Annotated in this window: 25 protein-coding genes; 16 read left to right on the forward strand and 9 right to left on the reverse strand. The window is 63.6% G+C overall.

Translation table 11 applies throughout. The annotated features are described in order from the left end of the window. Positions 1-136: 136 nt before the first annotated feature. The 8 genes from B0E55_RS17385 to B0E55_RS17420 all read left to right on the forward strand — a co-directional run bounded on the left by B0E55_RS17385 (position 137) and on the right by B0E55_RS17420 (position 6,785). Positions 137-523 (forward strand): polyketide cyclase / dehydrase and lipid transport, encoded by a 387-nt coding sequence (locus B0E55_RS17385; RefSeq protein WP_047888000.1) that lies wholly within the window; start codon positions 137-139, stop codon positions 521-523. A 63-nt stretch (positions 524-586) separates the two neighbouring features. Further along, complete coding sequence (locus B0E55_RS17390) at positions 587-1,024, forward strand: SRPBCC family protein (RefSeq protein ID WP_019748898.1); 438 nt, start codon at positions 587-589, stop codon at positions 1,022-1,024. Continuing rightward, positions 1,025-2,293, forward strand: a complete 1,269-nt coding sequence (locus tag B0E55_RS17395) for an ArsA family ATPase (protein WP_080910104.1) — start codon at positions 1,025-1,027, stop codon at positions 2,291-2,293. It begins immediately after the preceding gene. After that, positions 2,290-2,685: a hypothetical protein gene (locus B0E55_RS17400; RefSeq protein ID WP_019748896.1), complete on the forward strand. Its 396-nt coding sequence runs from the start codon at positions 2,290-2,292 to the stop codon at positions 2,683-2,685. Before B0E55_RS17395 ends, B0E55_RS17400 begins: the two co-directional genes overlap by 4 nt. Before the next feature lie 124 nt (positions 2,686-2,809). After that, entirely contained in the window at positions 2,810-3,850 is a 1,041-nt protein-coding gene (locus B0E55_RS17405) for an ROK family protein (RefSeq protein WP_020969875.1), read from the forward strand. A gap of 94 nt (positions 3,851-3,944) precedes the next feature. Next, the gene (locus tag B0E55_RS17410; protein ID WP_029538272.1) at positions 3,945-4,751 is read left to right on the forward strand and encodes a lysophospholipid acyltransferase family protein; all 807 of its coding nucleotides are present in this window, start codon (positions 3,945-3,947) and stop codon (positions 4,749-4,751) included. Positions 4,752-4,817: 66 nt separating this feature from the next. Then, a complete protein-coding gene (locus tag B0E55_RS17415; RefSeq protein ID WP_019748893.1) occupies positions 4,818-5,309 on the forward strand; it encodes a polyadenylate-specific 3'-exoribonuclease AS in 492 nt (163 codons plus the stop codon). 90 nt (positions 5,310-5,399) lie between these two features. Further along, complete coding sequence (locus B0E55_RS17420) at positions 5,400-6,785, forward strand: class II 3-deoxy-7-phosphoheptulonate synthase (protein ID WP_007730070.1); 1,386 nt, start codon at positions 5,400-5,402, stop codon at positions 6,783-6,785. 83 nt (positions 6,786-6,868) lie between these two features. On the opposite strand, the gene B0E55_RS17425 is transcribed toward B0E55_RS17420, so the two are convergent. Both B0E55_RS17425 and pknB read right to left on the reverse strand, forming a co-directional pair. Further along, positions 6,869-7,297 (reverse strand): protein-tyrosine phosphatase family protein, encoded by a 429-nt coding sequence (locus B0E55_RS17425; protein WP_070386501.1) that lies wholly within the window; start codon positions 7,295-7,297, stop codon positions 6,869-6,871. A 27-nt stretch (positions 7,298-7,324) separates the two neighbouring features. Next, positions 7,325-9,388 carry a Stk1 family PASTA domain-containing Ser/Thr kinase gene (pknB, locus tag B0E55_RS17430; protein ID WP_019748891.1) on the reverse strand — a complete coding sequence of 688 codons (2,064 nt, stop codon included), beginning with the start codon at positions 9,386-9,388 and terminating at the stop codon, positions 7,325-7,327. 333 nt (positions 9,389-9,721) lie between these two features. On the opposite strand from pknB, the gene B0E55_RS17440 reads away from it, so the two are divergent. Then, a complete protein-coding gene (locus B0E55_RS17440; protein WP_080910126.1) occupies positions 9,722-10,090 on the forward strand; it encodes an Rv2175c family DNA-binding protein in 369 nt (122 codons plus the stop codon). A gap of 20 nt (positions 10,091-10,110) precedes the next feature. On the opposite strand, the gene B0E55_RS17445 is transcribed toward B0E55_RS17440, so the two are convergent. From B0E55_RS17445 to B0E55_RS17460, 4 genes are all read right to left on the reverse strand, one after another. Next, positions 10,111-11,055, reverse strand: coding sequence for a phytoene/squalene synthase family protein (locus tag B0E55_RS17445; protein WP_020908087.1), 945 nt, complete (start codon positions 11,053-11,055; stop codon positions 10,111-10,113). A 10-nt stretch (positions 11,056-11,065) separates the two neighbouring features. Continuing rightward, complete coding sequence (locus tag B0E55_RS17450) at positions 11,066-12,643, reverse strand: alpha-(1->6)-mannopyranosyltransferase A (RefSeq protein WP_108912715.1); 1,578 nt, start codon at positions 12,641-12,643, stop codon at positions 11,066-11,068. Positions 12,644-12,741: 98 nt separating this feature from the next. Then, complete coding sequence (crtI, locus tag B0E55_RS17455; RefSeq protein ID WP_080910106.1) at positions 12,742-14,334, reverse strand: phytoene desaturase family protein; 1,593 nt, start codon at positions 14,332-14,334, stop codon at positions 12,742-12,744. 2 nt (positions 14,335-14,336) lie between these two features. Continuing rightward, positions 14,337-15,476: a polyprenyl synthetase family protein gene (locus tag B0E55_RS17460; protein ID WP_021344573.1), complete on the reverse strand. Its 1,140-nt coding sequence runs from the start codon at positions 15,474-15,476 to the stop codon at positions 14,337-14,339. Positions 15,477-15,646: 170 nt separating this feature from the next. On the opposite strand from B0E55_RS17460, the gene B0E55_RS17465 reads away from it, so the two are divergent. Continuing rightward, positions 15,647-16,636 (forward strand): methylenetetrahydrofolate reductase, encoded by a 990-nt coding sequence (locus B0E55_RS17465; RefSeq protein WP_020908084.1) that lies wholly within the window; start codon positions 15,647-15,649, stop codon positions 16,634-16,636. A 47-nt stretch (positions 16,637-16,683) separates the two neighbouring features. On the opposite strand, the gene B0E55_RS17470 is transcribed toward B0E55_RS17465, so the two are convergent. The 3 genes from B0E55_RS17470 to B0E55_RS17480 form a co-directional block, all read right to left on the reverse strand. Then, positions 16,684-17,478: an LppM family (lipo)protein gene (locus B0E55_RS17470; RefSeq protein WP_202022304.1), complete on the reverse strand. Its 795-nt coding sequence runs from the start codon at positions 17,476-17,478 to the stop codon at positions 16,684-16,686. A 70-nt stretch (positions 17,479-17,548) separates the two neighbouring features. Continuing rightward, positions 17,549-19,147, reverse strand: coding sequence for a phytoene desaturase family protein (locus tag B0E55_RS17475; protein WP_080910107.1), 1,599 nt, complete (start codon positions 19,145-19,147; stop codon positions 17,549-17,551). Beyond that, positions 19,144-19,749: a GNAT family N-acetyltransferase gene (locus tag B0E55_RS17480; RefSeq protein WP_019748882.1), complete on the reverse strand. Its 606-nt coding sequence runs from the start codon at positions 19,747-19,749 to the stop codon at positions 19,144-19,146. The genes B0E55_RS17475 and B0E55_RS17480 overlap by 4 nt, the downstream gene beginning before the upstream one ends. A 147-nt stretch (positions 19,750-19,896) precedes the next feature. Between B0E55_RS17480 and B0E55_RS17485 the strand changes: the two genes are divergently transcribed. The 6 genes from B0E55_RS17485 (at position 19,897) to B0E55_RS17510 (ending at position 25,838) form a co-directional block, all read left to right on the forward strand. Next, the gene (locus tag B0E55_RS17485; RefSeq protein WP_020908080.1) at positions 19,897-20,448 is read left to right on the forward strand and encodes an SAV_6107 family HEPN domain-containing protein; all 552 of its coding nucleotides are present in this window, start codon (positions 19,897-19,899) and stop codon (positions 20,446-20,448) included. A gap of 237 nt (positions 20,449-20,685) precedes the next feature. Continuing rightward, the gene (locus B0E55_RS17490) at positions 20,686-21,132 is read left to right on the forward strand and encodes a DUF3040 domain-containing protein (protein WP_019748880.1); all 447 of its coding nucleotides are present in this window, start codon (positions 20,686-20,688) and stop codon (positions 21,130-21,132) included. Between the two features lie 558 nt (positions 21,133-21,690). Continuing rightward, positions 21,691-22,122 (forward strand): division/cell wall cluster transcriptional repressor MraZ, encoded by a 432-nt coding sequence (gene mraZ, locus B0E55_RS17495; RefSeq protein WP_003941779.1) that lies wholly within the window; start codon positions 21,691-21,693, stop codon positions 22,120-22,122. Between the two features lie 190 nt (positions 22,123-22,312). After that, entirely contained in the window at positions 22,313-23,326 is a 1,014-nt protein-coding gene (gene rsmH, locus B0E55_RS17500; protein ID WP_020969860.1) for a 16S rRNA (cytosine(1402)-N(4))-methyltransferase RsmH, read from the forward strand. After that, positions 23,323-23,967: a hypothetical protein gene (locus B0E55_RS17505; RefSeq protein ID WP_020969859.1), complete on the forward strand. Its 645-nt coding sequence runs from the start codon at positions 23,323-23,325 to the stop codon at positions 23,965-23,967. Before rsmH ends, B0E55_RS17505 begins: the two co-directional genes overlap by 4 nt. After that, positions 23,964-25,838 carry a peptidoglycan D,D-transpeptidase FtsI family protein gene (locus tag B0E55_RS17510; protein WP_020908076.1) on the forward strand — a complete coding sequence of 625 codons (1,875 nt, stop codon included), beginning with the start codon at positions 23,964-23,966 and terminating at the stop codon, positions 25,836-25,838. Before B0E55_RS17505 ends, B0E55_RS17510 begins: the two co-directional genes overlap by 4 nt. Positions 25,839-25,875 lie beyond the last annotated feature (37 nt).

Raw genomic sequence — 25,875 nt, forward strand, 5'->3', positions numbered from 1 at the left:
TACTGACGAGTAGGGTTTTCGTCTCCTACTGTAGTCGCATGTCCGACGCAGTTGTGGCCAGGCTTACAGTCTGTCCGGTATGTAGTGGTGCGACACCCCCCGACGCTTCGCCGACGCGATATGTGAAGCTACTTCGGTGAGCAGCATTCAGGTCGCAGACCAGACTTTCATCGCCGCCCCGCCCGAGCGGGTCGCCGAACTGTTGTCCTCGCGCGCGCGGTGGCGTCGCTGGTTCAGTGATCTTGCGCTCGAAGTCCGGGAAGATCGCGGTCCCGCAGGATTCCGTTGGGGAGTGTCCGGTCAGCTGGTCGGCACCATGGAGGTGTGGCTCGAACCGGTCATGGACGGGACGATCGCGCACTACTTCCTGCACTGTGAACCGGTCGGCGTATCACCGTCGGATCTGGCGAACCTCGACCTCGCCGGGATGAACCGAGAGCGTCGGGTCGACGGCAAGGTCATGTCCTTCCAGCTCAAGCGCGAACTCGAAGCAGGACGTGCCGCCGGGGTAGCACCGGACTGATAATCGAAGTAGTGCTCGTTGTGCAGGTTCTGGACTTTTGACGAAGGAAGGTAGCGCAGTCGTATGGCCGAGAAGACCAAGGGGTTGATCAGCATCGACGCCCCTGCCGACGCCGTGATGGACGTCATCGCCGATTTCGCGCAGTACCCCGAATGGGTGGCCGCGGCGAAGTCCGTCGAGGTGACGGCGCCGGGGCAGGGCGGCCGCGCGGACCGAGTGCGTTTTGTCCTCGACGCGGGGATGGTGAAGGACACCTACGAACTGCAGTATTCGTGGGCGCCGGACGGTATGGCGGTGAGCTGGGAGCTGATCTCGGGTGAGATCCAGAAGTCCCAATTCGGTTCGTACACACTCGAGCCCGGCCCGAACGGCACCACCTCTGTCACCTACGAGTTGACGGTCGACCTGACGATCCCGATGATCGGTCTCTTCAAGCGCAAGGCCGAGAAGATCATTACCGACACAGCTCTGAAAGAACTGAAGAAGCGAGTCGAGGGCTGAGTGCCGGAGCAACGATCTCGCGTCCAACTGTTCGTCGGTAAAGGCGGAGCAGGCACGACGACGCTTGCCTCGGCGACGGCTGTGTCGGCTGCGTCCGACGGGGCACGAGTGCTTTTGGTGTCGATCGATCAGGCAGGTTCTCTCGCGGATGTCGTGGGCGTGCCGGCGCTGCGAACGACTACACCTCTCACCGAGCGCCTCGACGTCCGGCAACTCGACACTTCCGAACTCCTCGAGGAAAAGTTCCGAGGACTGTCGGGATTGATCGCTGCTGCAGGAAATTTCGGAGCGGGAGATCACGAACACGGTTCGTCGTTCGAAGGGTTGGAACCGGAAGAGTTGACGGGATCCCTGGGGATCCAAGACGTACTCGGACTCTCCGAGATCGTCGATATCTCGAGCAGCGGTGACTACGACCTCGTGATCGTGGACTGTCCGGCCGCAGCCGAAGCGCTGCGGATCCTCGGGTCGCCGTCGATGGTGTCGGAGTATCTCGAGCGATTGTGGCCGCGGCACAGGCGGATGGTCGCCGTGACGGGCTCGGACATGCGAGTGTTGCTACTCGTGTCCGTCATCGAACGCGTGCTCGCGTCGGTGGATCGAATCGCCGTTCACCTCTCGGATCGGGAGAACACCAGCGTGCGCGTTGTGACGTCGGCCGATGGCGTGTCGGCCGCGGCGACTCGCCGGACGCTGTCCGGTCTGGCTCTGGCCGGATTGCGAGTCGACGGGATTATGGTCAACAACATTGTCCCGCAGTTCAACTCGTCGGCCGGGAAGGGTGTCGACGATTCGCCGGCGGCACAATGGCTCGCTTCGATCAGGGCGTCACAGGCACTCGTCGTCGACGAATTGCGTGGATCGACTGATGGAATGTCCGTCACAACGGTCGAGCGCGCCTGCGCCGAACCGGTAGGGTTGGCGGCTCTGGGCGAGATCGCGGCCACGTTCGAGGGTGGAACGGGCACGGATTCGGACACCGTCGACACAATCGACGCTGTCGACACCGCGGACAACATCGTGGTGTCGTTGGAGTCGGGGGCCGGAGTCGATTCGGTGTACGTGATGCGGATGTACCTTCCGCTCGTGGATCCGTCGTCGTTGTCGTTGGGCCGGGTGGAGGACGATGTGCTGGTGGGAGCAGACGGCGTACGACGCAGAGTTCGTTTGGCGTCGGTGCTGCGTCGTTGTGTCGTGAACGGGGCGGAGTTGGACGGCAGTTACCTGATCATCCGGTTCAGCCCGGATCCCGCGGTGTGGCCAGTATGAGCGAAGAGCACGAGCGCCTTGTCGCGGAATTTCGCGCGCTGGCGGATACCGTTCTGACGCGCCTGGAACCGGTCTTGCAAAAGGCTGCAGCAGCGACGGCCGACGTTGCGGGTGACTCGGCGTCAGCGGACACGCAGCCGGTGTTCACCGGCTGCAGTTGGTGCCCGGTGTGCGCTCTCGCTGCACTGGTTCGCGGTGAGCACCACGAACTACTGGCGTTTCTCGCGGGTCACGCAGCCGCGTTCCTCGCATTGCTTCGCGAGATTCTCGACGAGTTTCTCGGGGGGCCGTCCGGCCCGGATCGCGGACCGGACAGCGGAGCGACGACGCCAGGTGCCGAGCGAACTCGAACGGCGGCATTTGTCCCGATCAACGTGACGGTCAAGGACTGACTTAGTACCCCGGGTAGAGCTAACGGCCCGAGATGAGCACAATCGACACAATGGTCACCGACGCACGAGGCACCGATACAGGGTGCGCACTCCAGCGGGCGCCGCTCGCGCGGGAATTGGCGCGATGAGCGCGCGCCGCTTGAAAGCGGTCTCCGACTCCACCATGGACGACATCTTGACGGTCGGCATCGACGTCGGCGGAACGAGCATCAGGGCCTCCGTCGTGGACGTCGACGGACAAGTGCTCGAGATGATTCAAGCCCCGACCCCGCAGTCCGCACGCGCTCTCGAAGACGGCCTCGATCGCGTCGTACGCGAACTGGTCACCCGGCACGAGGTATCTGCCGTGGGGTTGGCGGTCGCCGGCTTCATCACCTCCGATCGAAGCTCGGTTCGGTTCGCGCCGCACTTGCCCTGGGTGGACGCGCCGGTGGGAAGTGACTTGAGCAAGCGGCTCGGATTGCCCGTCGTTCTCGAGCACGACGCTAATGCAGCGGCGTTCGCGGAGCACCGATTCGGCGCGGCCGCAGGTGGCCGCAATGTCGTGATGGTGGCAATTGGGACCGGAATCGGCGGCGCGCTGCTGATCAACGGTGAGCTGTACCGGGGCAGTCACGGCGTCGCCCCCGAACTCGGCCACATCCAGGTCGTGCCAGGCGGGCGTCAGTGTGCGTGTGGCAAGCGTGGGTGTTGGGAGCGCTATTGCAGCGGAACGGCGCTCGTGGACACGGCAATCGAACTGCTGGCCGCCGACCCGGCTGCGTCGACGGTTCTGGCGCGCGAAGTAGCGGTGGATCCGGGTTCCCTCACCGGTCGCCGGATCGCCAACGCCGCGCAGGACGGTGACCCACTCGCTCTGGCAACCATTGCCGAGTTCACCCGTTGGCTGGCCGTCGGATTGGCGATGGTCGGGGACGTCTACGATCCCGATCTGGTCGTGATCGCAGGCGGCGTCGCGAGTTCTGCCCCACTGTTTCTCGACGACGCCCGTGAGCAGTACGCGACATTGTTGACCGGCGCGAAGCACCGCCCGCTGGCACGAATCCGTTCGGCTCAACTCGGCGAAGCTGCGGGCATGGTGGGCGCCGCCGCATTGGCGCGTTCGGTAGTGCCTCAGGATCTCGGTGGGGTCGACGGCGCTGGAACCACGTCTGCCGGACTGTGATCGGGTCGATCCTCCAGGGGCGTGTGTAGCGGGGGTTACCGGTCGGCAGTAAGGTCGTACTCAGCGAAATTCAGCTGTGAATGGGAGGGACGCCGTGTGGTATTGGCTCTTCAAGTATGTGTTGCTGGGGCCGATTCTCTGGCTGCTCGGGCGTCCGACGGTCAAAGGTCACGAGAATATTCCGACTGACGGAGCGGCCATTCTGGCCAGCAATCACCAGGCGGTTCTGGACTCGTTCTACCTTCCGCTTCGCGTCAACCGCCGTATCACCTTCCTTGCCAAGAGCGAGTACTTCACCGGTTCCGGCCTGAAGGGCGCTTTCCAGAAGTGGTTCTTCACCGCGGTCGGACAGGTCCCCATCGACCGAACCGGCGCGGATGCGGCGCAGGATGCGCTCAACGCCGGTCTCAAGGTTCTCGGTTCGGGCAGTCTGCTGGGTATCTACCCCGAAGGAACGCGTTCGCCTGACGGTCGCCTCTACAAGGGCAAGACCGGAATGGCGCGCCTCGCGCTCGAATCGGGCGTCAAGGTGATCCCGGTTGCGATGGTCGGCACCGACAAGATGAATCCGATCGGCTCACGGATGTGGCGCCCAGCCAAGGTCACCGTGATCGTCGGCGAACCCATCGATTTCTCCCGCTTCGAAGGCATGGGCGGAAACCGCTTCGTCGAGCGGGCTGTGACCGACGAAGTGATGTACAAGCTGATGAAACTCTCCGGCCAGGAGTACGTGGACATCTACGCGGCGAGCCTCAAGAACCAGGCGCCCACGAAACCCGAAGCTGCCGTCGATGTTCCGGCGGAAGGCGGCGAGTCGGTTGTCGATCTCGTGGCCTCGGCCGAGTCGAAGGAGTCCGCGAAGACCGACAAGGATTCGCTCCCCGACGCACAGGCCAGCTAGAGATTTCCCACACCTGCCGCACGCGCATTGGCTCCAGAGCCTGCGCGTGCGGCATAGTTTTCGGACGTGCGCTACTTCTACGACTGTGAATTCATCGAAGACGGTCGAACCATCGATCTCGTGTCCATCGGCGTTGTCTGCGAGGACGGCCGAGAGTATTACGCGGTCTCGACGGAGTTCGATCGCGCCCGTGCCGGTAGTTGGGTGCGCAAGAACGTGCTGCCGAAGTTGCCGCAGCCTTCGTCGCCGCTGTGGAAATCACGCGAGAAGATCCGCGACGATCTTCTGAAATTCTTCGTTCCGCGGCCGATGGTCGTTCCGGAGCTCTGGGCGTGGGTAGCCGCATACGATCACGTCGCGCTGTGCCAGTTGTGGGGCGATATGACCGAACTACCGCAGTCGATGCCGCGGTACACCCGCGAACTCCGACAGTTCTGGGAAGACAACGGCAGTCCTGCCCTCCCGTCAGCGCCCGCCGACGCACACGACGCACTTGCCGACGCCAGGCACAACCTCGTGAAGTTCGACGCGATTTCGGCAGCACGTTCACTTCGCTGACTCAGGTTTCGGTGCGCGAGAAGTGTCCCGATTGGGCTGCGATCGAGAGCCTGTGTGACGCGCCGACGGGCGAGCGAATATCCTGTAGAGGTGAACTGGACTGTCGACGTGCCGATCGACCGCTTGCCCGAACTCCCGCCGCTGCCTGCCGGACTGCGTAAGCAGCTCGACGAGGCGCTCGCGAAGCCCGCTGCTCAGCAGCCCTCGTGGCCCGCTGACCAGGCGGCCGCCATGCGGACTGTGCTCGAGAGCGTGCCTCCCATCACGGTGGCCAGCGAGGTCGAGGCGCTACAAGAGCGTCTCGCGCAGGTCGCGCGTGGTGAAGCATTCCTGCTCCAGGGCGGTGACTGCGCCGAGACATTTGCGGACAACACCGAGCCGCACATCAAGGGAAACATCCGCACGTTGCTGCAGATGGCCGTCGTGCTCACCTACGGTTCCTCGATGCCGGTCGTCAAGGTTGCTCGCATCGCCGGCCAGTACGCCAAGCCGCGTTCTGCCGACATCGACTCGCTGGGGCTCAAGTCGTACCGCGGCGACATGATCAATTCGCTCGTCGCCGACGAGGCAGTCCGTGCGCACGATCCTTCGCGTCTGGTGCGCGCATACGCCAACGCCAGCGCCGCGATGAACCTGGTTCGCGCGCTCACCGGCGCCGGTATGGCCGATTTGCACAAGGTGCACGACTGGAACCGCGAGTTCGTCGCAGCTTCGCCCGCGGGCGCACGTTACGAGCAACTGGCAGCCGAGATCGACCGCGGCCTGCAGTTCATGAACGCGTGTGGCGTCACCGATCCGAGCCTGCACCAGGCACAGATCTTTGCCAGCCACGAGGCCCTGGTTCTGGACTACGAGCGCGCGATGCTGCGTCTCGACAACGACAGCGACCACCCCAAGCTCTACGACCTGTCGGCCCACTTCCTCTGGATCGGTGACCGCACCCGTCAGCTCGACGGCGCGCACATCGCCTTCGCCGAGTTGGTCTCCAACCCGATCGGCCTCAAGATCGGTCCGAGCACCACGCCGGAAATGGCGGTGGAATATGTCGAGCGTCTCGACCCCACCAACAAGCCGGGTCGACTGACTCTGATCTCGCGCATGGGCAACGGCAAGGTCCGCGACCTGCTGCCGGCGATCATCGAGAAGGTCCAGGCCACCGGCCACCAGGTCATCTGGCAGTGCGATCCGATGCACGGCAACACCCACGAAGCCTCCACCGGGTACAAGACACGCCACTTCGATCGCATCGTCGACGAGGTTCAGGGCTTCTTCGAGGTCCACAACGGCCTCGGCACGCATCCGGGTGGAATCCATGTCGAGCTGACCGGTGAGAACGTCACCGAGTGCCTCGGCGGCGCGCAGGACATCTCCGATCTCGATCTCGGTGGTCGCTACGAGACGGCGTGCGACCCCCGATTGAACACCCAACAGTCGTTGGAGCTCGCGTTCCTCGTGGCCGAGATGCTGCGAGGCTGAAACCCTGCTTCGCCGACGCTGATTCGCACCGGCACTGATTTTCGGCAAACGCCCTCACCCGCTCGCGCCGGTGGGGGCGTTCGCTATTTCGTGAATCGTGTGACGAATCGGCGCTGCCAGGGCATTTCGACGGCGCGAGGTGAGTAGCGTGCGCGAACGTACGCGGTGGCGTCCTTACTCGGCACTCCGTCCATAATGGCAAGAGCGGCCAAAGCTGTTCCGGTGCGGCCGAATCCGCCACCGCACGCGATCTCGACTCTTTCGGTTTCCGAACGCACCCACACTTCGTGCAAGGCGCTGCGCAGCGCGTCGGGATCGCTCGGCAACCAGAAATCTCGCCAGCGGACCCACACCGAATCCCACTCGGTGGCGGGAGGTTCTTTACCGGTCAGGTAGACACCGAAGGTGGGGAGAGGTCCGGAAGGAAGTGGATTTCGGAGTCCTCGACCCCGAATCGATCTCCCCGACGGCAAGTCGAGTATCCCTATGCTCTCGGGTTCCCACGTGGCCATGAATTCAGACTAGGCCGAAGCGGACTGTCAGGGAATTGCGACGACGCTGATGTCGGTGCCCTTGGCAACGAGGTCGTTCTTGACGCTCTGGCTGATGATGACCGAGCTGTCGTTCTGGGTGAGCTGACGCACGGTGATCTCGAGGCCGAGGCGGCCGAGTTCTTCGCGTGCTGAGGAGACGGAGCGGCCGATCAGCGAGGGAACCTTGACGGAGTCGGAGATGAGGAGAACAACGGAGGTGCCGGCGTTGACGGAGGACCCGACTGCGGGATCTGTGCCGATCACGCTACCGCCCTCGACGGCGTCGTCGAACGTTGTTCTGGTGGTGCTGACGGAGATACCTACCTTGTCGAGGGCGGCGCGCGCAGCGTTCTCGGACATGCCCTTCACATCGGGAATGTCAACGGGCGGTGACCCTTTGGACGTGATGACCTTGACCGAGGAGCCCACGGCAACCTCGGTTCCCGGCGCCGGGTCGAGCGCCGCCACGCCGCCGATCGGGATCTTGGAGCTGAATGTGTCCCCGCCGTCGACCGCGACGAGAGTACGGTCGGCGAGTTGTGCGCCCAGGGCCGAGACGTCGCCGCCGGCCGGAATGGGCGGGACAGTCGGACGCCCGAGCGAAGTCAGCAGCGCGACGGTCGAGCCTTTGGTAACCCGGGAGCCGGAGGCCGGGTCTGTCCCGATCACCGTGTCGATGGGTTGGGCATCGGAGTACTGACCCTGGACGTCGGGGGAGAGCCCGGCGTCCTGCAGGGCGGTGACCGCAGTGTCCTTGGTCAGCCCGTCGATCGAGGGAACAGCTGTATAGCGGCCCGAGCCCATCCACCATCCGCCGAAGCCCAACGCAAGCGCGAGGACCGCGATGACGAGCAGCCAGATCAGGGTGGCTCGTCGAGACTTGCGTCGTGCTTCGACAAAATGAGCGTGCGGATCGTCAGGTCCCAGTTGGTCGTCGCCGAAATCGGAACCGTCGTCGAAATCCGAGTCGCCGTCGACCGTCGCCGGACGAGCAGTTTGTGCGGTGACCGCGCGAGTGTGCTGAATGCCGCCGGGGGGAGGAGAGCCCGTGCCGAGCGCCGTGGTGGCTGCCGCAGCCGGGGCCACGCCGGACGCCAATACCGTCGTGGCACCAGGGTTCGGGCGCGCAGCAGAGTTCGGGTGTACATCCGTCGGGGGCGCAGGCGCCGGTTGTGGCCGAGCCGGGGCAACCTGCGCGCTCTGGTGCTGGGCGCTTCGACGCGGAGCCGGAACGCGGTATGACGGAAGTTCCAGTTGCTCGCTCACACTGCGAAGTGCAGCTGCCATCTCACCAGCGTCGGCGAAACGATGTGCCGGCTCGCGGTGAGTGGCTTCGGCAACCAGGCGATCGAACTGCGCCGGTACACCGGGGATGCGTGAACCGGGGCGCGGGACATCGTCGTGGATGCGTTGGTAGGCGATGGAGAGTGACGTATCACCGGTGAACGGTGTTGTACCGGTGAGAAGTTCGAACATCAACACGCCGGTCGAGTAGACGTCGCTTCGAGTGTCGGCAATTCCTGACGTCACCTGTTCCGGCGACAGATAGGCTGCGGTGCCGAGGATCACGCTGTTGGAGGTGGTGGTTGCTGCCGCGGCTGCACGCACCAATCCGAAGTCGGCGATCTTCACTTCGCCGGTGTCCGAGATCAAGATGTTCTCGGGTTTGACGTCACGGTGAACCAGTCCCGCTCGATGCGCCACCGCCAACGCGTCCAGGACAGGTGCCACGACTGCAGCGACGGCGTGAGGCGGCATCGGTCCGCGCTCACGAAGGAGTTCGCGCAAAGTTCCACCGTCGACGAGTTCCATCACGAGGAACACGTGATTGCGATCGCTGCCCTGGTCGTAGACGGCCACAAGGGACGGATGCTTGAGTCTGGCCACGGCCCGGGCCTCGAACTCGAAACGAGTCAGGAACGCTGGATCGCCGGCAAATTGCGGGTCCATCACCTTGATAGCGACAGGTCGATCCAACCGTGTATCGAGGCCTCGATACACGGTCGACATACCGCCGCGCGCGATCGGTGCGTCCACTCGATAGCGGCGCTCGAGCATTTCGCCGATCAACCCTCGACCTCCGTAATGACTATTCCTCCGTGCTTGCGATCTGTGTGGTTGTGCTCTGTGTGGTTGTGCTCTGGGCGGTAGCTGTCAGCATGTAAGTAGTGGCCCCCGCCGTACGGGCGCCGATTCGCGGTCACCACGAAATCCCAGTTCACGAAATCCCGGTTCGCGAAATCTCGGTTACTGATACGCCGCATCCCGTCCATCGTAGCCAGCGATACCGACGCGGAAGTCTCGAGAACGTCACAGAGCGCTGTGACCCAAGCGGAGCGGCGGTTTCGAGCACTGCACCGGGCGGTACACAGCGGGCTCGCCGGACCGGATAAACTTCTCGCGGTGAGCGCGATTCCTTATTGTGATGATGTCCTGGATTCTTCGGTTTCCCTGTTCCAGCTGGTGGATGTGGCGAAGAACGTCGGGTTGCCGGTGAGCAAGGTTCACCAGTTGCTTCGCGATCACAAGACCATCGCAGTCAAGCGGCATGGCGTTCTCGGTGTCCCCGAAGTGTTCTTCGGCGAGGACGGCCAGATCGTCAAGTGGTTGCCCGGTCTGCTGGCGGTGCTGCACGACGGCGGCTACACCGATATCGAAATCCTCCGCTGGTTGTTCCTGGCCGACGATTCCCTGCCGGGGCGCCCGGTGGACGCACTGCATGGTGATCTCGCGCGTGAGGTCATCCGCCGCGCACAGGCCATGGCTTTCTGAGATGCCGGCCTTCTGACAACTCACCTCATGCGGTTTTTCGCCGCGTAGGTTGCCGACCGGACCAGACCCGGCGCAGCGACTCGAAGTCGCGTGCGTCCGGGAACGGACACACGTCGATGCAGTATCCGGAAGTCGGCGCGCTCGACCTGGTCGAGAATTGCTCCGTACAACACGAAAGCCGTGCGGATCGACGGCTGGACCCGCCGATCGAGCATCGGGATGCCGGATTCAGCAGACCGATACCGCCCCCGCGTCACGGCAATGAAGTGTGCCAGCGCGCGCTTGACCCGAACGTCCACCGTTCCGGTTCTGCGCCCGTGCTCGAGCATCTCGATGTCGACCCCGAATGCGGCGAACTCGCCCGCCGGGAGATACAGACGTCCCCGGTCGAGGTCTTCACCGACGTCGCGGATGAAGTTGGTCAGCTGAAACGCCTCACCGAGATTCGACGCGGGCACTACAGCTTCCTGCTGCGGAACGCTCACTCCGAGAATCGGGAGCATCTGCAAACCGATGACGACGGCGGAGCCGTACATGTACTCGCTGAGTTCGTCCATCGTGTTGTAGACGGGTCGAAACTTCGCCGTGTCGGGGGCGTCCATCCGCATGGACTCGAAGAAGGCGTCGAAGTATGCACGCGGAATGTCGAACGTCTTCACAGCATCGGCGAAGGCAGGGAGTACCCGTGTGAGGTCGAGGGGAACCGTCGACGGGAAGCCACCTGTCGCAGTGGGGTTGTCGAGTGCGGTGACGGCTGCACGTTCGACGTCGGCAAGCACCGTGCCTCGTTCATGCGGACCCGAGGGTTCGTCCACGACGTCGTCGACGACGCGAGCAAATGCGTAGAGAGCGTGAACTGCGCGGCGTCGAGGCTCGGGCAGCAACCGAGTGGCCAGAAAGTACGTTCGGCCGTGTTCCCTCGTCACGTCCTCGCAGAATTCATAGGACGCAGACAATGCGTTCATGACACGCGGATCACGCAGATTCTGACGTCGAGGGCGCCGAGGCGGCTGACGTCATTTCGATCGGTTTCTCGTGTTTGCGTCCACGAAGTCTGAGTGGATCTTCCGTCTGCAAGGACATAGCCGCGATCACGGCAGCGACGATGGCCAGAGCCACATGCGGGAAGGTGTAGAGGCCGATCGATCCGTCAGGCTGGAACACCAGCATCAGCCAGGTGGACAACCCTGTCAGTACGGCGAGAGTCGTCGGCGACATTGCGAAACCGGCCGCTACTGCCAGTGGCCAGGAGTAGTACCAGGGGAGTGCTGCGGGGGACAGAACGACGATGGCGACCATCACGATCACGATGCCCATGACGGCGTCGCGCTCGGTCTTGCGGTAGCGCCACCACACGACGGCGATGATCGCGATCAACACAACCGCCGAGATGGTCCGGGAGACTTCGAGGATGTCGTTGAAATGGTCACCGGCGAACCAGGAGGTGGCCATGGTTCCGATGTGCGCCACGATCGTGGGCAGCGAGAGCCAGTTGATGATCTTTGCCGAACCCGAGAGTGCGGTCGTCCAGCCGAGGCCGACTCCGGCGATCAGTGAGGTGGATCCGAGTACCGCCACGAATACCGCGAAACCTGCACCGGCCGTTTTGACGAACGATGGGATCGGTGACGCCGGTTCTCGCCCGGCCGCGGCCGCGTCCTCCCGCTCGTGGATCATCCAGATCCAGACGATGAAGGGAAGTGCGACGCCCGCGGTTGCCTTGATCGCGACGGCGAGTGCGATCAGCCCAATTCCGAACAGGTGCTTGCGTTCGAGAGCGAGCGCAATGCCCGCGGCCATGAGGCCGACCATGAGCATCTCGTTGTGAACGCCGCCGATCAGGTGGATCAGGACGAGGGGATTGAGTACTGCGAGCCACAGGGCGATCGAGGTGTTTCCGCCGAGCTTCGTCGCGAGATGGGGAACGGCCCACATCATCAGGGCGAGTCCGGGCAGCATCGTGATCCGCAACAGCATCGTGCCGGCGATGACGTTCTCGCCGGTCAGCCGAACGATGGCGTCGGCAAGGAGAAGGTGAACCGGGCCGTACGGGGTAGTTGTCGTCGTCCACACGTTGGAGACGTTGTCGAGCAGGATTCCCGGATTGACGACGGGGCCGACGGCATACGGGTCGAAGCCGTTGCGTAACAAGGCGCCCTGTGCCAGGTAGGAGTAGGCGTCACGGCTGAACATGGGCACCGCGAACAGCAGCGGAAACGTCCAGACCGGGACGACGTAGCGCAGGCCGCGCAACGAGACGTCACCGCGCAGAGTCGAGCGGCCCAGTCGAACCCAGGCAGCGATCATGCACAGGACACCGATCCAGACGATGGCCGCCGACAGAATCGATCCGTGTCCGAAACGGAGCCAGGACAGATGCATCGACTCGAGCAGCGGATCTTGGCGCCGGACGCTACCGGCACCGAATCCGCCGAACGTGATCATGACTGCGCCGAAGAAACCGAGCAGTGCACTGTGACCTTCGGGAGTCCGAAGGAAATTGGCGGCCCTTAGGTGCCACGGTCTTTCAGTGGCTGCGGCAGAGGACGTCATCGGTGCAGGTTCCTCCCCCGAGGAGATCGGTGTCGATCGGCGCATGCAGCGCCCGAGTCGGTGAATCGTGGATGAATGGTCGGTTACGAGGGGCTAGTTTAGTTGCTCGCACGAGTGCCCACCGCGCTGGCTCGCTCGCGTGTACCGGTAATACGTTCGGCGGCGAGCCGGCCGGACAGCAGAACGGTCGGTACTCCCACCCCCGGAACGGTTCCCGATCCGGCGAGAACGACGTTGTCGAAGCCGCGGGCGAGGTTCTTGCGTCGGAACGGCCCCGTCTGGGTGAAGCTGTGCGCCGCCGCGAACGGGCTACCCGCGGCCATGCCCTTCTCGAGCCAGGTCTGCGGGGTGTCGACGTGATCGATATCGAACCCCTCGGCCAGTCCCGTATAGCCACGTTCTTGCAGCGTGAGGATGATTTCACGCACGTAGGCCGGGCCGAGAACTGCCCAGTCGAGCGGCGCACTGTCCAGATTCGGGCACGGCGCGAGGACTGACAGCGGTTCACGGATCCGGCCGTCTCGCGAGAAGGCCAGGCTCGGGTCGGTCTGCGCCGGTCGGGTGACGAGTAGTGACGGATCACTCATCAATTGCCCGCGGCCGCGGCGTGCCGTGATCTCGGCGAAGGTGCGCTTCCACGCCTCGCCGAAGTCGATCATGTGGTGTCGCTGCGCGGGCCATCCGTCGGCGACGGCTGAAGAAACAGTGCCGTGAATCACGACCGCGGACGGCGATGTACGCACCGGTCGCGGGCGCAATCGCGTATGCGGGCGCAAGAGCGAGTCCGTGACGGCCATGTCGGGGGTGAGGACTGCGACATCACAGTCGTAGCTCTCACCGTCGCGTGTGTGTACGGCACGCACGCGACGGTCGCTCGCCTCGAGTCGTTCGACCGTGCGGCCGAGATGCAGAATTCCGCCGGCTTCGGTGAAAGCGTCGGCCATCGACTCGGCGATCGTGCGCATCCCGCCCTCGGGAAAGTAGACGCCCAGTGAGGTGTCCATGTGAGCGATCGCCCCGTACACCGCGAGGGCTCGAGACGGAGCAACTCCCGCATACAGCGCTTGGAAAGTGAAGATCCGCCGGAGGCGAGGGTCGCGGATCTTGCGATCCACCTGCCCGCCCAGTTTCCCGAATCCTCCCAGTGCGACGAGTCGGCTCAGATCCTTGACTGCTTCACGCGAATTGACCAGTCCGAGGGGAGAATCGAAGTCGGCGTCCATGAAGCGGTCGAATTCCGCGTCGAAGATGCGGTTCAGCCATCGCCGCAACGCACGGTATCGCTGCGCTTCTTCCGGCCCGCAGACACGGGCGACTTCGGCAGCCATGTCTTCGGGGTCGGCGTGAACATCGAGAGCGGTGCCGTCTGCGAATCGCGCGTGGTACGTCGGATCGAGCTTGTGCACAACGAATTTGGGGTTTGTCGAGTCGGGGTCGGCGCCTACGGCCGCAAGAGCGTCTTCGACGAGTTCGGGCATCGTGAGCACCGTTGCGCCGTTGTCGATGCTGTAGTCACTGCCCTGGTAGACACCGACTCGCCCGCCGACCGAGCCGTTGCTCTCGAGGATCGTGACGTCGCGGCCGGCGCCACGCAGATACAACCCCGCAGACAGTCCGGCAAGTCCCGCGCCGACGATCACGACTCGATCGGTCGGCGAGCTGACGGTTCGAGTGCGGTGCACGTCTGCCACGGTCAGTAGCTTCGCTTCGTGGCCGCGATCGCCATATCGGTCAGGCGAGCCTTGGACTCTGCCGTTGCCGTGCTCGAGTCGAGGGCGTTCGCAGCTGCCTCGACGAGGGTGTCGATCTGCGTTTCGACGTCGGTGACGGCGCCAAGATCGGTGATCACCTGACGCAGAGTGTCGACTTCGTTGTCGGTCAACTGGGTGCCGATTCCGTTGCGGAGCAGTTCTGCTGCCGCCGGATCTGCGGCGTCGGCGCGGGCAAGCGCCATCGCGAACAGGACAGTCCGCTTACCGGCGATGAGATCGTCGCCCGACGGTTTGCCCGTGACGGACGGATCTCCGAAGACACCGAGCAGGTCGTCGCGAAGTTGGAAGGCAATCCCGATGTCGGTGCCGAACGTCCGGTAGGCATCGATCAACTCGGCGTCTGCACCGAACAATGCGGCGCCGAGGTGCAGTGGGCGTTCGATCGTGTACGCGGCGGTTTTGTAACGGTTGACCCGCATGGCTGCCTCGACGGTCTCGTCTCCGCGGGCTTCGTTGCTGATGTCGAGGAATTGGCCACCGAGCACCTCGGTGCGCATTGCCGACCAGACCGGGCTCACTCGTGCGGCCGCGTCGGGGCTGATCCCGGATTCTCGGATCATGTCGTCAGCCCAGGCCAAGGCCAGGTCGCCGAGAAGAATGGCGACGGCCTCGCCGAAGTGCGCGGAGTCGCCGCTCCACTCCTCGCCTCGGTGCTGGTCCTCGAATTCGACGTGAACGGTCGGGAAGCCGCGCCTGGTCGTTGATGCGTCGATGATGTCGTCGTGGACGAGCGCGCAGGCCTGCACCAGTTCGAGGGCCGCGCATGCACGAATCACCGCCTCCGCGTCGCTCCCGTTCGGGTCGCCTCCGGCGCCGAGCCATCCCGTCCAGGCGAACGAGGGCCGGACGCGCTTTCCTCCGCGCAGGACGAAGGCTTCGAGGGTGCTGACGGCTTTCTCGTATCCACCGCCGATGTTCGAGACGAGTTCGCGGCGTGAATCGAAGAAGTCGCGGAGCGCTCCTTCGAACATGCCTGGCAGTTCGAGTGAGGTCGGATGCGGTGCGGTGTTGGTCGAACTCTGTCCAACGCGCGCGGTTCCTGCGGACAGGGTGGCCTCCAAGATCGGTATGTTCTCGCGCCGGAGGGTTACACGGAAGCGAGCTTGGGGCCCAGCTTAGTGGGGGTTGGAATCAACGGGGGTTCGGGCCGTGAACTGCGTGATCCTGACATTCGGGATACGCAGTCCTGGGCGATGAGCTTGTTTGCAGCTGGAAAACATATGCTTGACCGGTGACATTCGATCCAGTCAGGGGCCGCTCCAGCGAGGGGTGGGCCACCCGAACACCGTCGATCGTCGATCGGATCGCTTCCTCGACAGGTAGCCGTATTCCGTTCTCGGTCGAGTTTTCGCCGCCGCGCGACGCTGACGCCGAAGCGCGCCTGTGGCGTGCGGTGCGTACCTTCGAGCGGCTCGGACCGGCGTTCGTCTCGATGACTTACGGCGCAGGTGGCTCGACGCGCGATCGTACGGTGCGCGTCACCGGCGAATTGGCCGAGGAGACGACCCTGCTGCCGGTTGCTCACCTGACTGCTGTTTCGCACAGCACCGAAGAACTTCGCGCCATGGTCGGTGCCTACGCCGACCGTGGCATCAGCAACATCCTCGTGTTGCGCGGCGATCCGCCCGGCGATCCGCTCGGCGAGTGGAAGAAGCATCCCGAAGGCGTCGAGTACGCCGAGGAACTCGTGCGGATGGTCCGTGACCTGGGCGACTTCCACGTCGGTGTCGCGTCGTTCCCCGAGGGGCACTACCGCGCTCCGGACTTGGCGTACGACACGAAGTACCTGGTGTCGAAGTTGCGTGCCGGCGCCGAGTACTCGATCACGCAGATGTTTTTCGACGTGGAGGACTACCTGCGTCTCCGTGACCGGGTGAGTGCATACGACGCAGAACAGGGCGCCAAGCCGATCATCCCGGAGATCATGCCGGTGACGTCGCTGCGCTCGGTGCGGCGCATGCTCGAGCTCTCGGGCTCCTCATTGCCCCCTGCTCTCGAACGCCGATTCGACGCCGCGGCCGGAAGCGGTCCGGAAGAGAACCGTGCAGCGGTCCGCGAACTCGGCATCGATCTGGCCACCGAGATGGGAGAGCGGTTGATCGCCGAAGGCGCTCCGTGCCTGCACTTCATCACGTTGAACTTCGCGCGCGCCACCAGTGAGGTCCTCGAGCGACTCGGTCTCACCCCCGACACCTCTGTCGGGACAGCACAAGCCGTCTGATCCCGGTTGCCCCGCTCGACACCAATCGAGGGGGCAACCGCCAGGCGCTACTTCGTGGTGTTTTTCGGATTCCTGTTGTCAGCTTGCTTGCTGACAGGTGATTTCGTGACAGGCGTCTTCATGGCCGGTGCTTTCGCGGCGGGCGCGCGCTTGATCGGTGCTCGATTGCGCGCCATCCAGGCCATTGCACCGACGATAATCGCGACACCGAGCGCCAGTCCGGCCATGATTCCTGCCCACCCGGCGAAGCTTCGGGTGCTGGGGTCCGCGTAGTTGACCTCGGCGCGCATTGTCGACACCTCGCCGGCGGGCAAAGTCCACGACACCCGGGAATCGCCGTCTCGTGTTCCGTTGGTCGTGCCGACCCGTGCCGGGAAGGCGATGCTGACCTGGACGTCGGCGCCCTGAGTTGGAACCGTCTTCAGGTCTGCCTTGCCGTCGAGCGTGACGGTGTCCCCGGATCGCTTGAGGGTGATCTGGAACGACCCGGATCCCTCGGCATACATCGAGCCCAGTTGGGCGACGTCACCGAAGGACAAGTCGCTGAAGAACGCCTGGCTGCCGACGTATCCGTCCTTCTTGTATTCCTGAACCCGTATCTTGTCCTCCAGCGAGGAAGGCGGGGTCAGCTGCGGACCCTTGTCCGCCTCGTTCGCCGGAATAGCGGCAGCTACCACCTGTCCGGTCACACGATCGTTCGCGGACACTCCCATCGACACCTGCACGCGGATGCACCCGGCAAGCAAGGGAACAAGCATGAGGGCGAGCGCGGCAACCGTCAGGAAACGTTTCCGACTGGTCGGCTTGGCGGCGGGATCGGTGGACTGTTGCACAGTGGTCATCGTGCCAGCCGTGGCGTAGCCAGTCATCGAGGCGGGGGCGTGTCGGCGGGTGAAGTTCGGCGGGTGACCTTCACGACCTGCTCGAACGACGCAGCCACTGACTCGCTTTACCCCGGCGGCTGTCGGACAGTGCGATTCGAGCGGCACTGCGACCACTGGCTCCGGACACACCACCACCGGGATGCGTCGAGGCTCCGGTCAGATACAACCCGTCTGCTCCCGGAACGCGATGGCCGGACAGTTCCGGAAGCGGTCGCCACAACATCATCTGATCGAGTGACATCTCGACGTGCATGACATTTCCGCCGATCATCCCCAATTCCGACTCGATGTCGCGGGGAGTCTGAATGAAGCGGTCGAGGACGGAATCGGCGAATCCGGGTGCAAAAGCCTCCATCTCGCCGACGATCCGGTCGGCCTCGGCCTCGGCGACCGACGCCCAATCGCGATGTCCGCTGAGACGATACGGCTGCCACTGCGACCACAGTGTCACCTGATGCCGCCCGGCCGGGGCGATCGTGGGATCGATTCCGCTGAAACTCATGCCGAGAACCGCAGGGCGAGGAGGCAGTTCCCCTGCCAGTGCTGCGCCGTGTGCAGTGCGCAAGTGGGCGCGATCGGAAACGAGTAATTGCAATCCCGAGGTACTTTCCCGTGTCGTGGCGTCGCCGCGGTAGGACGGGAGCGCAGATGTTGCCAGTCGCAATACAGCGCCGATGCCGGGGCCGACCCTGATCTTCCGCCGCCAGTGATCGAGCGTGGTTCGGTCGAATCCTCCGGTGCCCAGGAGATCGAGTGTCGTGAGGATGTGGCAACCCGCGATTACCTTGCGAGCGTGAACTTCTCGACCGCTCTCGGTTGTGACGGTCCAGTGGTTCGAGTTCCGGCGGATCGACGTCACGCCGTCACCGAGCGCGACGGTGGCGCCGTCGACAGCCATCCGGGAGGCCAACGCAGCACTCAGTGCGCCGCTCCCTCCGACTGCTCGCCCGGGCGGTAGGACGTGCATGAGGGCCGCGAAGCCGACCATCGGAGCGGTTCCCGGTTCCGACATCGGAGGCCCGGACTGGGCGCCGAACCACGCCAACGCTGCCTTGAGCGCCTCACTGTCGAAATACTCGTCCAGCAGTGCGTCGCCAGGCGCGAGGAACTGCCGCGACAGTTCGCTGTTGCCGCGCGCTGTGGCCAGTCCTCCGAACGCACCGATCAGGTTCGATCCGGTGGGCGGTGTGGAAAATGCCTTCATCACGTGTCGGCTGCGCTCCGACCAGACCGCGAAGAACTGCCGGTACGCGTCGGCGTCCTTTGTCCCGCAAGCTCGTTCGATGGAGCGGCAGGTTGCATCGAGGTCGCGATGAAACACGATGCCCGGCCCGTCGGTGCCAGGGGCGGGCGGAGCGAACGCCCACGGGTCACAGTCGATGTAGCGAAGGCCGTGCGCGCCGAGTCCGAGTTCCTCGATGATGCCACTGTGTCGGATCATGAGGTGCGCAGACGACCCCCGGTCCACCTTGTATCCGGGAAATCGCTCGACGGTCGAGACGGCACCGCCGAGAACCGTGTCCTTCTCGAGAACCTCGACCGACCAACCCTCACGTGCGAGATACGCGGCCGAAACGAGCGCGTTGTGTCCGGAACCGACGACGACGGCGTCGAAAAATGCGCTCACAGCGGCAGTCCACGGCCGAGGACCGCAAATGGCCGGTTGTCGCCGGCAAAACGAAATCTGCGGAGCACGTCGCAAAAGCCGAGACGGCGGTACAGCCGCCAGGCTCGGTTGTCCTCGTCGAACACCTCAGGTGTCGACAACAGAACGCTGCGTTCGGTTCGATCGACGAGGAGGTGGCGCAAGAGCGATTCGCCCAATCGGTGACCTTGACCGTTCGGATGCACGTGGAGTTCGGTGAGTTCGAAGTAGTCGCTCAGAATCGCGTCGATCTCGCTCTGAGGGCGACCCGAGCGCCGAAGCCCGTGCAGTACCTGTTGATGCCACCACTGGTCCGGGCTCCCGCGATACCCGTAAGCGATCCCCACCAGCGGCAGATTTTCGTGTGACGGTTGCTGGGGAACCGCCAATGCGCCGACGGCTTTCCAGCCAGGCCGGTTCGCGTGCTCCTGCCACATCGGTGCGCGATGGAACTCGGTTCCTCGCGGATAGTCCATCGCAGTGACGTACACGGCCAGTGCCTCGTGGAGTCGACTCGCGAATTCTTCACGATCGAGGTCGACCGTATGTGGTGTCCAGGCGATCTGCGGGTCGACCGGTCTCACCTCTTCTCTTGACGGCGTGTCGGTGGGTGCAGTTATATTGAATAGGTCGAACAGATGTTCGATGTGGGTGATCCGGAGATGCCCGAAGGGAAGCGGGCATCTCCGGCCCACCTGGCCTTGGATCCTTACGGTGCAGGAGGTGCCCCGATGTCCGAGCATGTAAAGCCTGATCGTGTGAAGTGCCAACGAACTCTTCCGGCCGAGTTGTCGAGCCCGTCGGATGCCGCAATCTCGCGATTGCCGATATCGGCGAGGCGGTCCTTCGGTGCGACGGATGCCAGCCACCGCACTGCGCAAGTGGGAAAGTCCGGTGTGGCGTGGGGGCTCCTCCGGAAGGCGGATGCGCTTCTCGAGGAAGCGATTGGGGCGGGAGATCCTGCCGACCGGTTCCGGTGTGCCTATCTGGCAGCACTACGTGGTGCCGGGGCAGTGTTGGCCGCCGCTCCTGCCGGTGCCGGATCGAAGCGCAAGCGAAGCGGAAACGCGTGGGTTCTGATGGACGCCGCAGCGCCCGCGTTCGGAGCGTGGTCGAAGTTCTTCGCGGGGTGGTCCGCTGCGCGTGCGGCCGTGGAAACCGGTGTGTCGATCGTGATCACGGACTCCGATTCCGATGCATTCTTCGCCGAGGTCGGTCGTTTTCTCACGGCGGTCGAAGATTTCATCGGTCAGGACGCGTCCGAGCATTTGCGAGCGTCGTGAACAAATGGTCCGTGTTGGCAGTTGTTTCCGGGGAATTTCCTGGTCCGCACAGGCAAATGGAGCCGAATCGGGGCCCTTCGGCACGAATACGTACGCTTGTGGCGGAACTCGTACCCGGAGTTGGTGGTCCGAGACCTAAACTGCTCGTATTATGAAAACAGGTAATCGTCCAACTTGATTACCCGCCGCCCCACACCGTGGGGTGGTTGCCAAACTTCCAGTGCCGGGGGAGGTACCGTGCCACTCTCCGAGCACGAGCAGCGCATGCTCGATCAGATCGAGAGCGCTCTCTATGCCGAAGACCCCAAGTTCGCCTCCAATGTGAGGGGCGGCCGTATGCGGGCGCCGTCGAGTAGACGGCGGTTCCAAGCAGCGGCTCTATTCGTGCTGGGTCTGGTCCTGCTGATCGCGGGGGTTGCCCTCCCGCTCAAGCCGGGCGGTTTTCCGATCATCAGCCTGTTCGGTTTCTTGTTCATGTTCGGCGCAGGGGTCTTGTTCCTCTGGGGTGGTGGACGCAAGTCCGCAGCAGCAGCCGAACCCGCTTCCGAAGGTGGCAATCATCCCTCCGGTCCGCCGGGTAGGGGTAGTGCCGGTGGATCCGGGCGGGGACGCGGCCGCAAGTCCGGCGGCGGATTCTCGTCGCGGATGGAAGATCGATTCAAACGCAGGTTCGAGCAGGACTAGCTCTCCCGCCCTTCTTCGGGCGTACTTCGAGAGTGGTGCAGTTCGGACATGACGCCCTCTGTAGGGCACGGACGACCACACGTCGTTGGTGTGGGTGTTGTACATGTGTGCCGGCAATCCATCGAAGTGAATCAGTGACGCGCGAGCGAATCACTCGCCACCCACGGTCGCCCCTAGGCAAGCCCGCGGGCTTCCTCCACTTCGCTCCACTCGCCCCTCCACTTTCCTCCACCCTGGTCGAACTGCAACGCACGACCAGACCTCGTCCCGCTCACGTCTATTCGAAAACCGCGCTTGTACTGCGATTATGCTTGGGGGAGCGACAAATCGTGGCGTGAAGGGTCGATATGACGGCGGTGTGGGCCGGGACACGGTTGCAAATTTCCCCCACGTATCCCCACCTGCGCTGACCTGCTATTTATCAGCAAATGATGCTGAATAGGGACCATGTGCTCCTTGTTTGTGGGGGAAAGTGGGGTACTGTGGGTTCGGGCGGAGAGCTGAAGCACGATCCGCTCGATAGGGAGGGTTTCAGCGCAAGCTCGCAGGAGGTGTCGAGTGTTCCTCGGTACCTTCACGCCGAAGCTCGACGACAAAGGTCGGCTCACGTTGCCGGCAAAGTTCCGAGACGAACTGGCAGGAGGATTGATGATCACCAAGAGTCAAGATCACAGCCTCGCCATCTACCCCCGGGACGAGTTCGTCAAGCTTGCTCGAAAGGCAGCGGCAGCTCCACGCAATGATCCGGCAGCTCGGGCGTATGTACGTGCCCTGGCCGCCGGTACAGATGAACAGCACGCCGATGCCCAGGGGCGAATCACCCTCTCGGCTGATCATCGGCGTTACGCAAACCTGTCCAAGGAATGCGTAGTGACCGGCTCCGTCGATTACCTCGAGATCTGGGATCTAGCAGCCTGGGAGAGGTATCTCGGAGACAACGAAGAGGACTATTCGCAGGCAACAGGCGAATCTCTCAGCGAGATCGTCTAGGCGAAGAGCCCCCGGCGAATGCCGCGAGGCCTCTGCCCGGAAAGACCCTGACGCACTTCCCCAGCGCCAGGTTCTCCTTCGGGCAGGGACCTCGAAGCATTCGCCTTCTCGAACAGTCATCGCCTTCTCGGAGAGTCAGCACCTTTTCGAAAAGTCATCGGAAATCATGAAAGTAGGAGCCGGAGCAATCATGGTGGATCACGAGGTGAACGAACCCTCGGATGCCGATGGCTTCGCGCACGTCCCCGTACTTCTGCATCGTGCCGACGATCTTCTCGGCCCTGCCATCACCGCCGTCGGTGACGGTGGCGAAGGCGCATACATGATCGATGCGACGTTGGGGCTCGGAGGCCACTCCGAATTCTTCCTCGGCAAGTACCCGGGCCTTCACCTCATCGGTCTCGATCGCGACACCAACGCACTCCGCATCGCTTCCGAGCGTCTGGCGCCATTCGCGGACCGAACCACGTTCGTGCACACCACGTATGACGGGATCGAAGACGCGCTCGAACAGGCAGGTCTGCCGTCGACGGAGTCGGTTCACGCGATCCTCTTCGATCTGGGTGTGTCGTCGATGCAGTTGGACGAAGCCGACCGAGGTTTTGCGTACTCGATCGACGCCCCTCTCGACATGCGGATGGATCAGACGGTCGGGCTGACCGCGGCAGAGGTCCTGAACACCTACAGTCACGGCGACCTTGCTCGCATTCTGAGCACGTACGGCGAAGAGCGGTTCGCCGGAAAGATTGCGTCCGAGATCCTTCGGCAGCGTGAGCGTGAACCATTCACCACCAGTGCAGCTCTGGTCGAGTTGCTGTACCGAACAATCCCGGCGGCCACGCGGCGTACGGGTGGACACCCGGCCAAGCGCACCTTCCAAGCGCTGCGGATCGAAGTCAATGCCGAGTTGGATTCGCTTCGTGCGGCCGTTCCTGCCGGGCTCGATGCACTGGCAGTCGGTGGGCGAGTGGTGTTCATGTCCTACCAGTCGCTCGAGGATCGAGTTGTGAAGGCGGAGTTGGTTCCCCGCTCGAAGTCCACCAGTCCTGAAGGTCTACCGGTCGAGTTGCCGGGTATGGGGCCGGAGTTCCGCATTCTCACCCGTGGCGCAGAACGTGCGTCTGAGCAGGAAATCGAAGAGAACCCACGATCAGCTCCGGTGCGTTTGCGTGCCGCAGAACGCATTTCCAGGAGGCGGGCATGAGTCGTCAGGGCAAATCCGGTGCAGCGCAACGCGCATACGACAAGCGCACCGCACGGGCGGCAGGCCGGACCGGAACTGCCGCTGCTGTCGGCCCGTCGATCTCTCCTCGGGCGATGCTCAAGGGGCGGGTACCGTTCGTGGCCTCCGTTATCGGACTTCTGTCCATCGGTCTCGCGGTGACTCTGCTGCTGACCACTCGCGCTGCCGAGGATTCGTACCAACTCAGTGATGCACGTGCATACAACCAGTCTTTGGTCGAGCAGAAAGCAGCGCTCGAACGTGACTTCCAGTCGCGTAACTCGGCTCCGGAGTTGGCAAATCAGGCGAGCGCTCTCGGCATGGTCCCCGCCAAGGACCCTGCACGTCTGGTAGTTCATCCGGATGGTTCGGTCGAGGTCGTCGGAACGCCGACTCCCGCGACTGCCGGCGCGATGCCGCCGCTCGATGCGCCCACATCGGTGCCCGCACCGACCGCGACACCGCCGCGCACCACAACGCCGGTTGTTCCTGGAGCCACGCCGAGCGTTCCGAATAACACGCGAAACCTCGCGCAGAGTGAACAATTGGTTCCTGTGATCCCCACGACGACAGCACCCGCCACCACGACGGCGGTGCCTGCTCCGCCTGAGGAACGTCGGTGAGTCAGAACTCCCGTAACAACCCCGGTCGGCGTCCGCGCCGCTCGGCCACTGCCTCATTTCCGTTTCGTCAGCGAGTCGGTCGTATCACCATGTGTGGTGCGCTCGCCGTTGCGGCATTGCAGCTCTTGTGGATTCAGGGAATCGATGCGCCGAGCCTGGCTGCGGAATCTGCGAATCAACGAACCACGACGCAGGTCGATCCGGCCGTGCGCGGCTCGATAACCGATCGCAACGGAAACCCCCTCGCGTTCACCATGGAAGCCAAGGCGCTGACTTTCCAGCCGGTGCGAGTACGCAAGGAACTCGAGGAAGCGCGCGCGAAGAGCATCGAGCAGGGCGCCGAGGGTGACAAGCAGGCGCCGGAAGTCAGCGATCGCCTCGCCGAGATCGCCGCCGGAATCCACGCCAAGCTCGGCGATACCGTTCCGGAAAAAGATCTGCTTCAGAAGATGAACAGCAACGAGACTTTCACGTACCTCGCTCGCAGCGTGGATCCGGCGGTTGCTGCCGAGATCTCGGACAAGTTCCGGGAGGTCGGCCTCGAGCGGCAGGACATCCGCGAGTACCCCGGTGGCTCTCTGGCAGCGAATCTCGTCGGCGCGACCGGCTGGGACGGGCACGGTTTGCTCGGCCTCGAAGATTCGATGGACTCCACGCTCGCCGGAACCGATGGATCCGAAACGTACGACCGCGGTTCCGACGGCGCTGTGATCCCTGGTAGCTGGCGTGACAAGCAACCGGCCGTCAACGGTTCGGGCGTCGAGCTGACCATCGATTCGGACCTCCAGTTCTACGTTCAGCAGCAGGTCCAGATCGCCAAGGACAAGTCGGGCGCCAAGAACGCTTCGGTTGTGGTCATGGACTCCAAGACGGGACAGGTGTTGGCCATGTCCAACGACAGCACCTTCAACCCCGCGATCGGCATCGACAAGAACGCGCCGACAGCCGAAATGGGCAATCCGTCGGTCAGTACGCCGTTCGAGCCCGGATCGGTGAACAAGATCGTCACCGCAGCAGCGGCCATCGAGGACGGTAAGACAACTCCGGACGAAGTTCTGCAAGTCCCGGGCAGCATCACGATGTCCGGTGCCACAGTCAAGGATGCGTGGGATCACGGTGTGGCCCCGTATACCTCTACCGGTGTGTTCGGAAAGTCCTCGAACGTCGGCACCTTGATGCTCGCTCAGCGAGTGGGCGAGGATCGCTACGCAGACATGCTGAACAGGTTCGGCCTCGGACAACGCACCGACGTCGGACTTCCCGGCGAGAGCGCGGGCAGCGTCCCGAGTCGCGATCAGTGGTCCGGCGGAACCTTCGCGAACTTGCCGATCGGGCAGGGTCTTTCGATGACAACCTTGCAGATGACCGGGATGTACCAGGCCATTGCCAACGACGGTGTGCGAATTCCTCCGCGAATCGTGAAGTCGACTGTCGATTCTTCCGGCACTCGGACCGAGACGCCACAGCCCGAGGGTGTCGAGGTCGTCAGCGCCCAGACAGCGTCGACGGTTCGGGACATGTTCCGATCGGTCACTCAGGAAGACACCGGCAACCAGCGAGGAACCGGTGTTGCCGCGGGCGTCGAGGGATACCAGGTCAGCGGAAAGACCGGCACCGCGCAGCAAGTGGATCCCGCGTGCAAGTGCTACTCCAACTCCAACTACTGGATCACCTTCGCGGGAATCGCGCCCGCGGACAACCCCCGATTCGTGATCGGAATCATGCTCGACGCACCGGTTCGCGGTGTGGACGGCGGCGGCGGTCAATCGGCAGCACCGTTGTTCCACAACATCGCGTCGTGGATGCTGCAGCGTGACAGCGTTCCGATGTCGCCGGACCCCGGTCGCAAGTTGGTGTTGCAGGCGGACTGATTGCGGTGTGTCGGTTTCGACAGGGTCTTCGGGTGAA

Source organism: Rhodococcus sp. 66b (assembly GCF_002076325.1).
GTDB classification, from domain to species: domain Bacteria; phylum Actinomycetota; class Actinomycetes; order Mycobacteriales; family Mycobacteriaceae; genus Rhodococcus_F; species Rhodococcus_F erythropolis.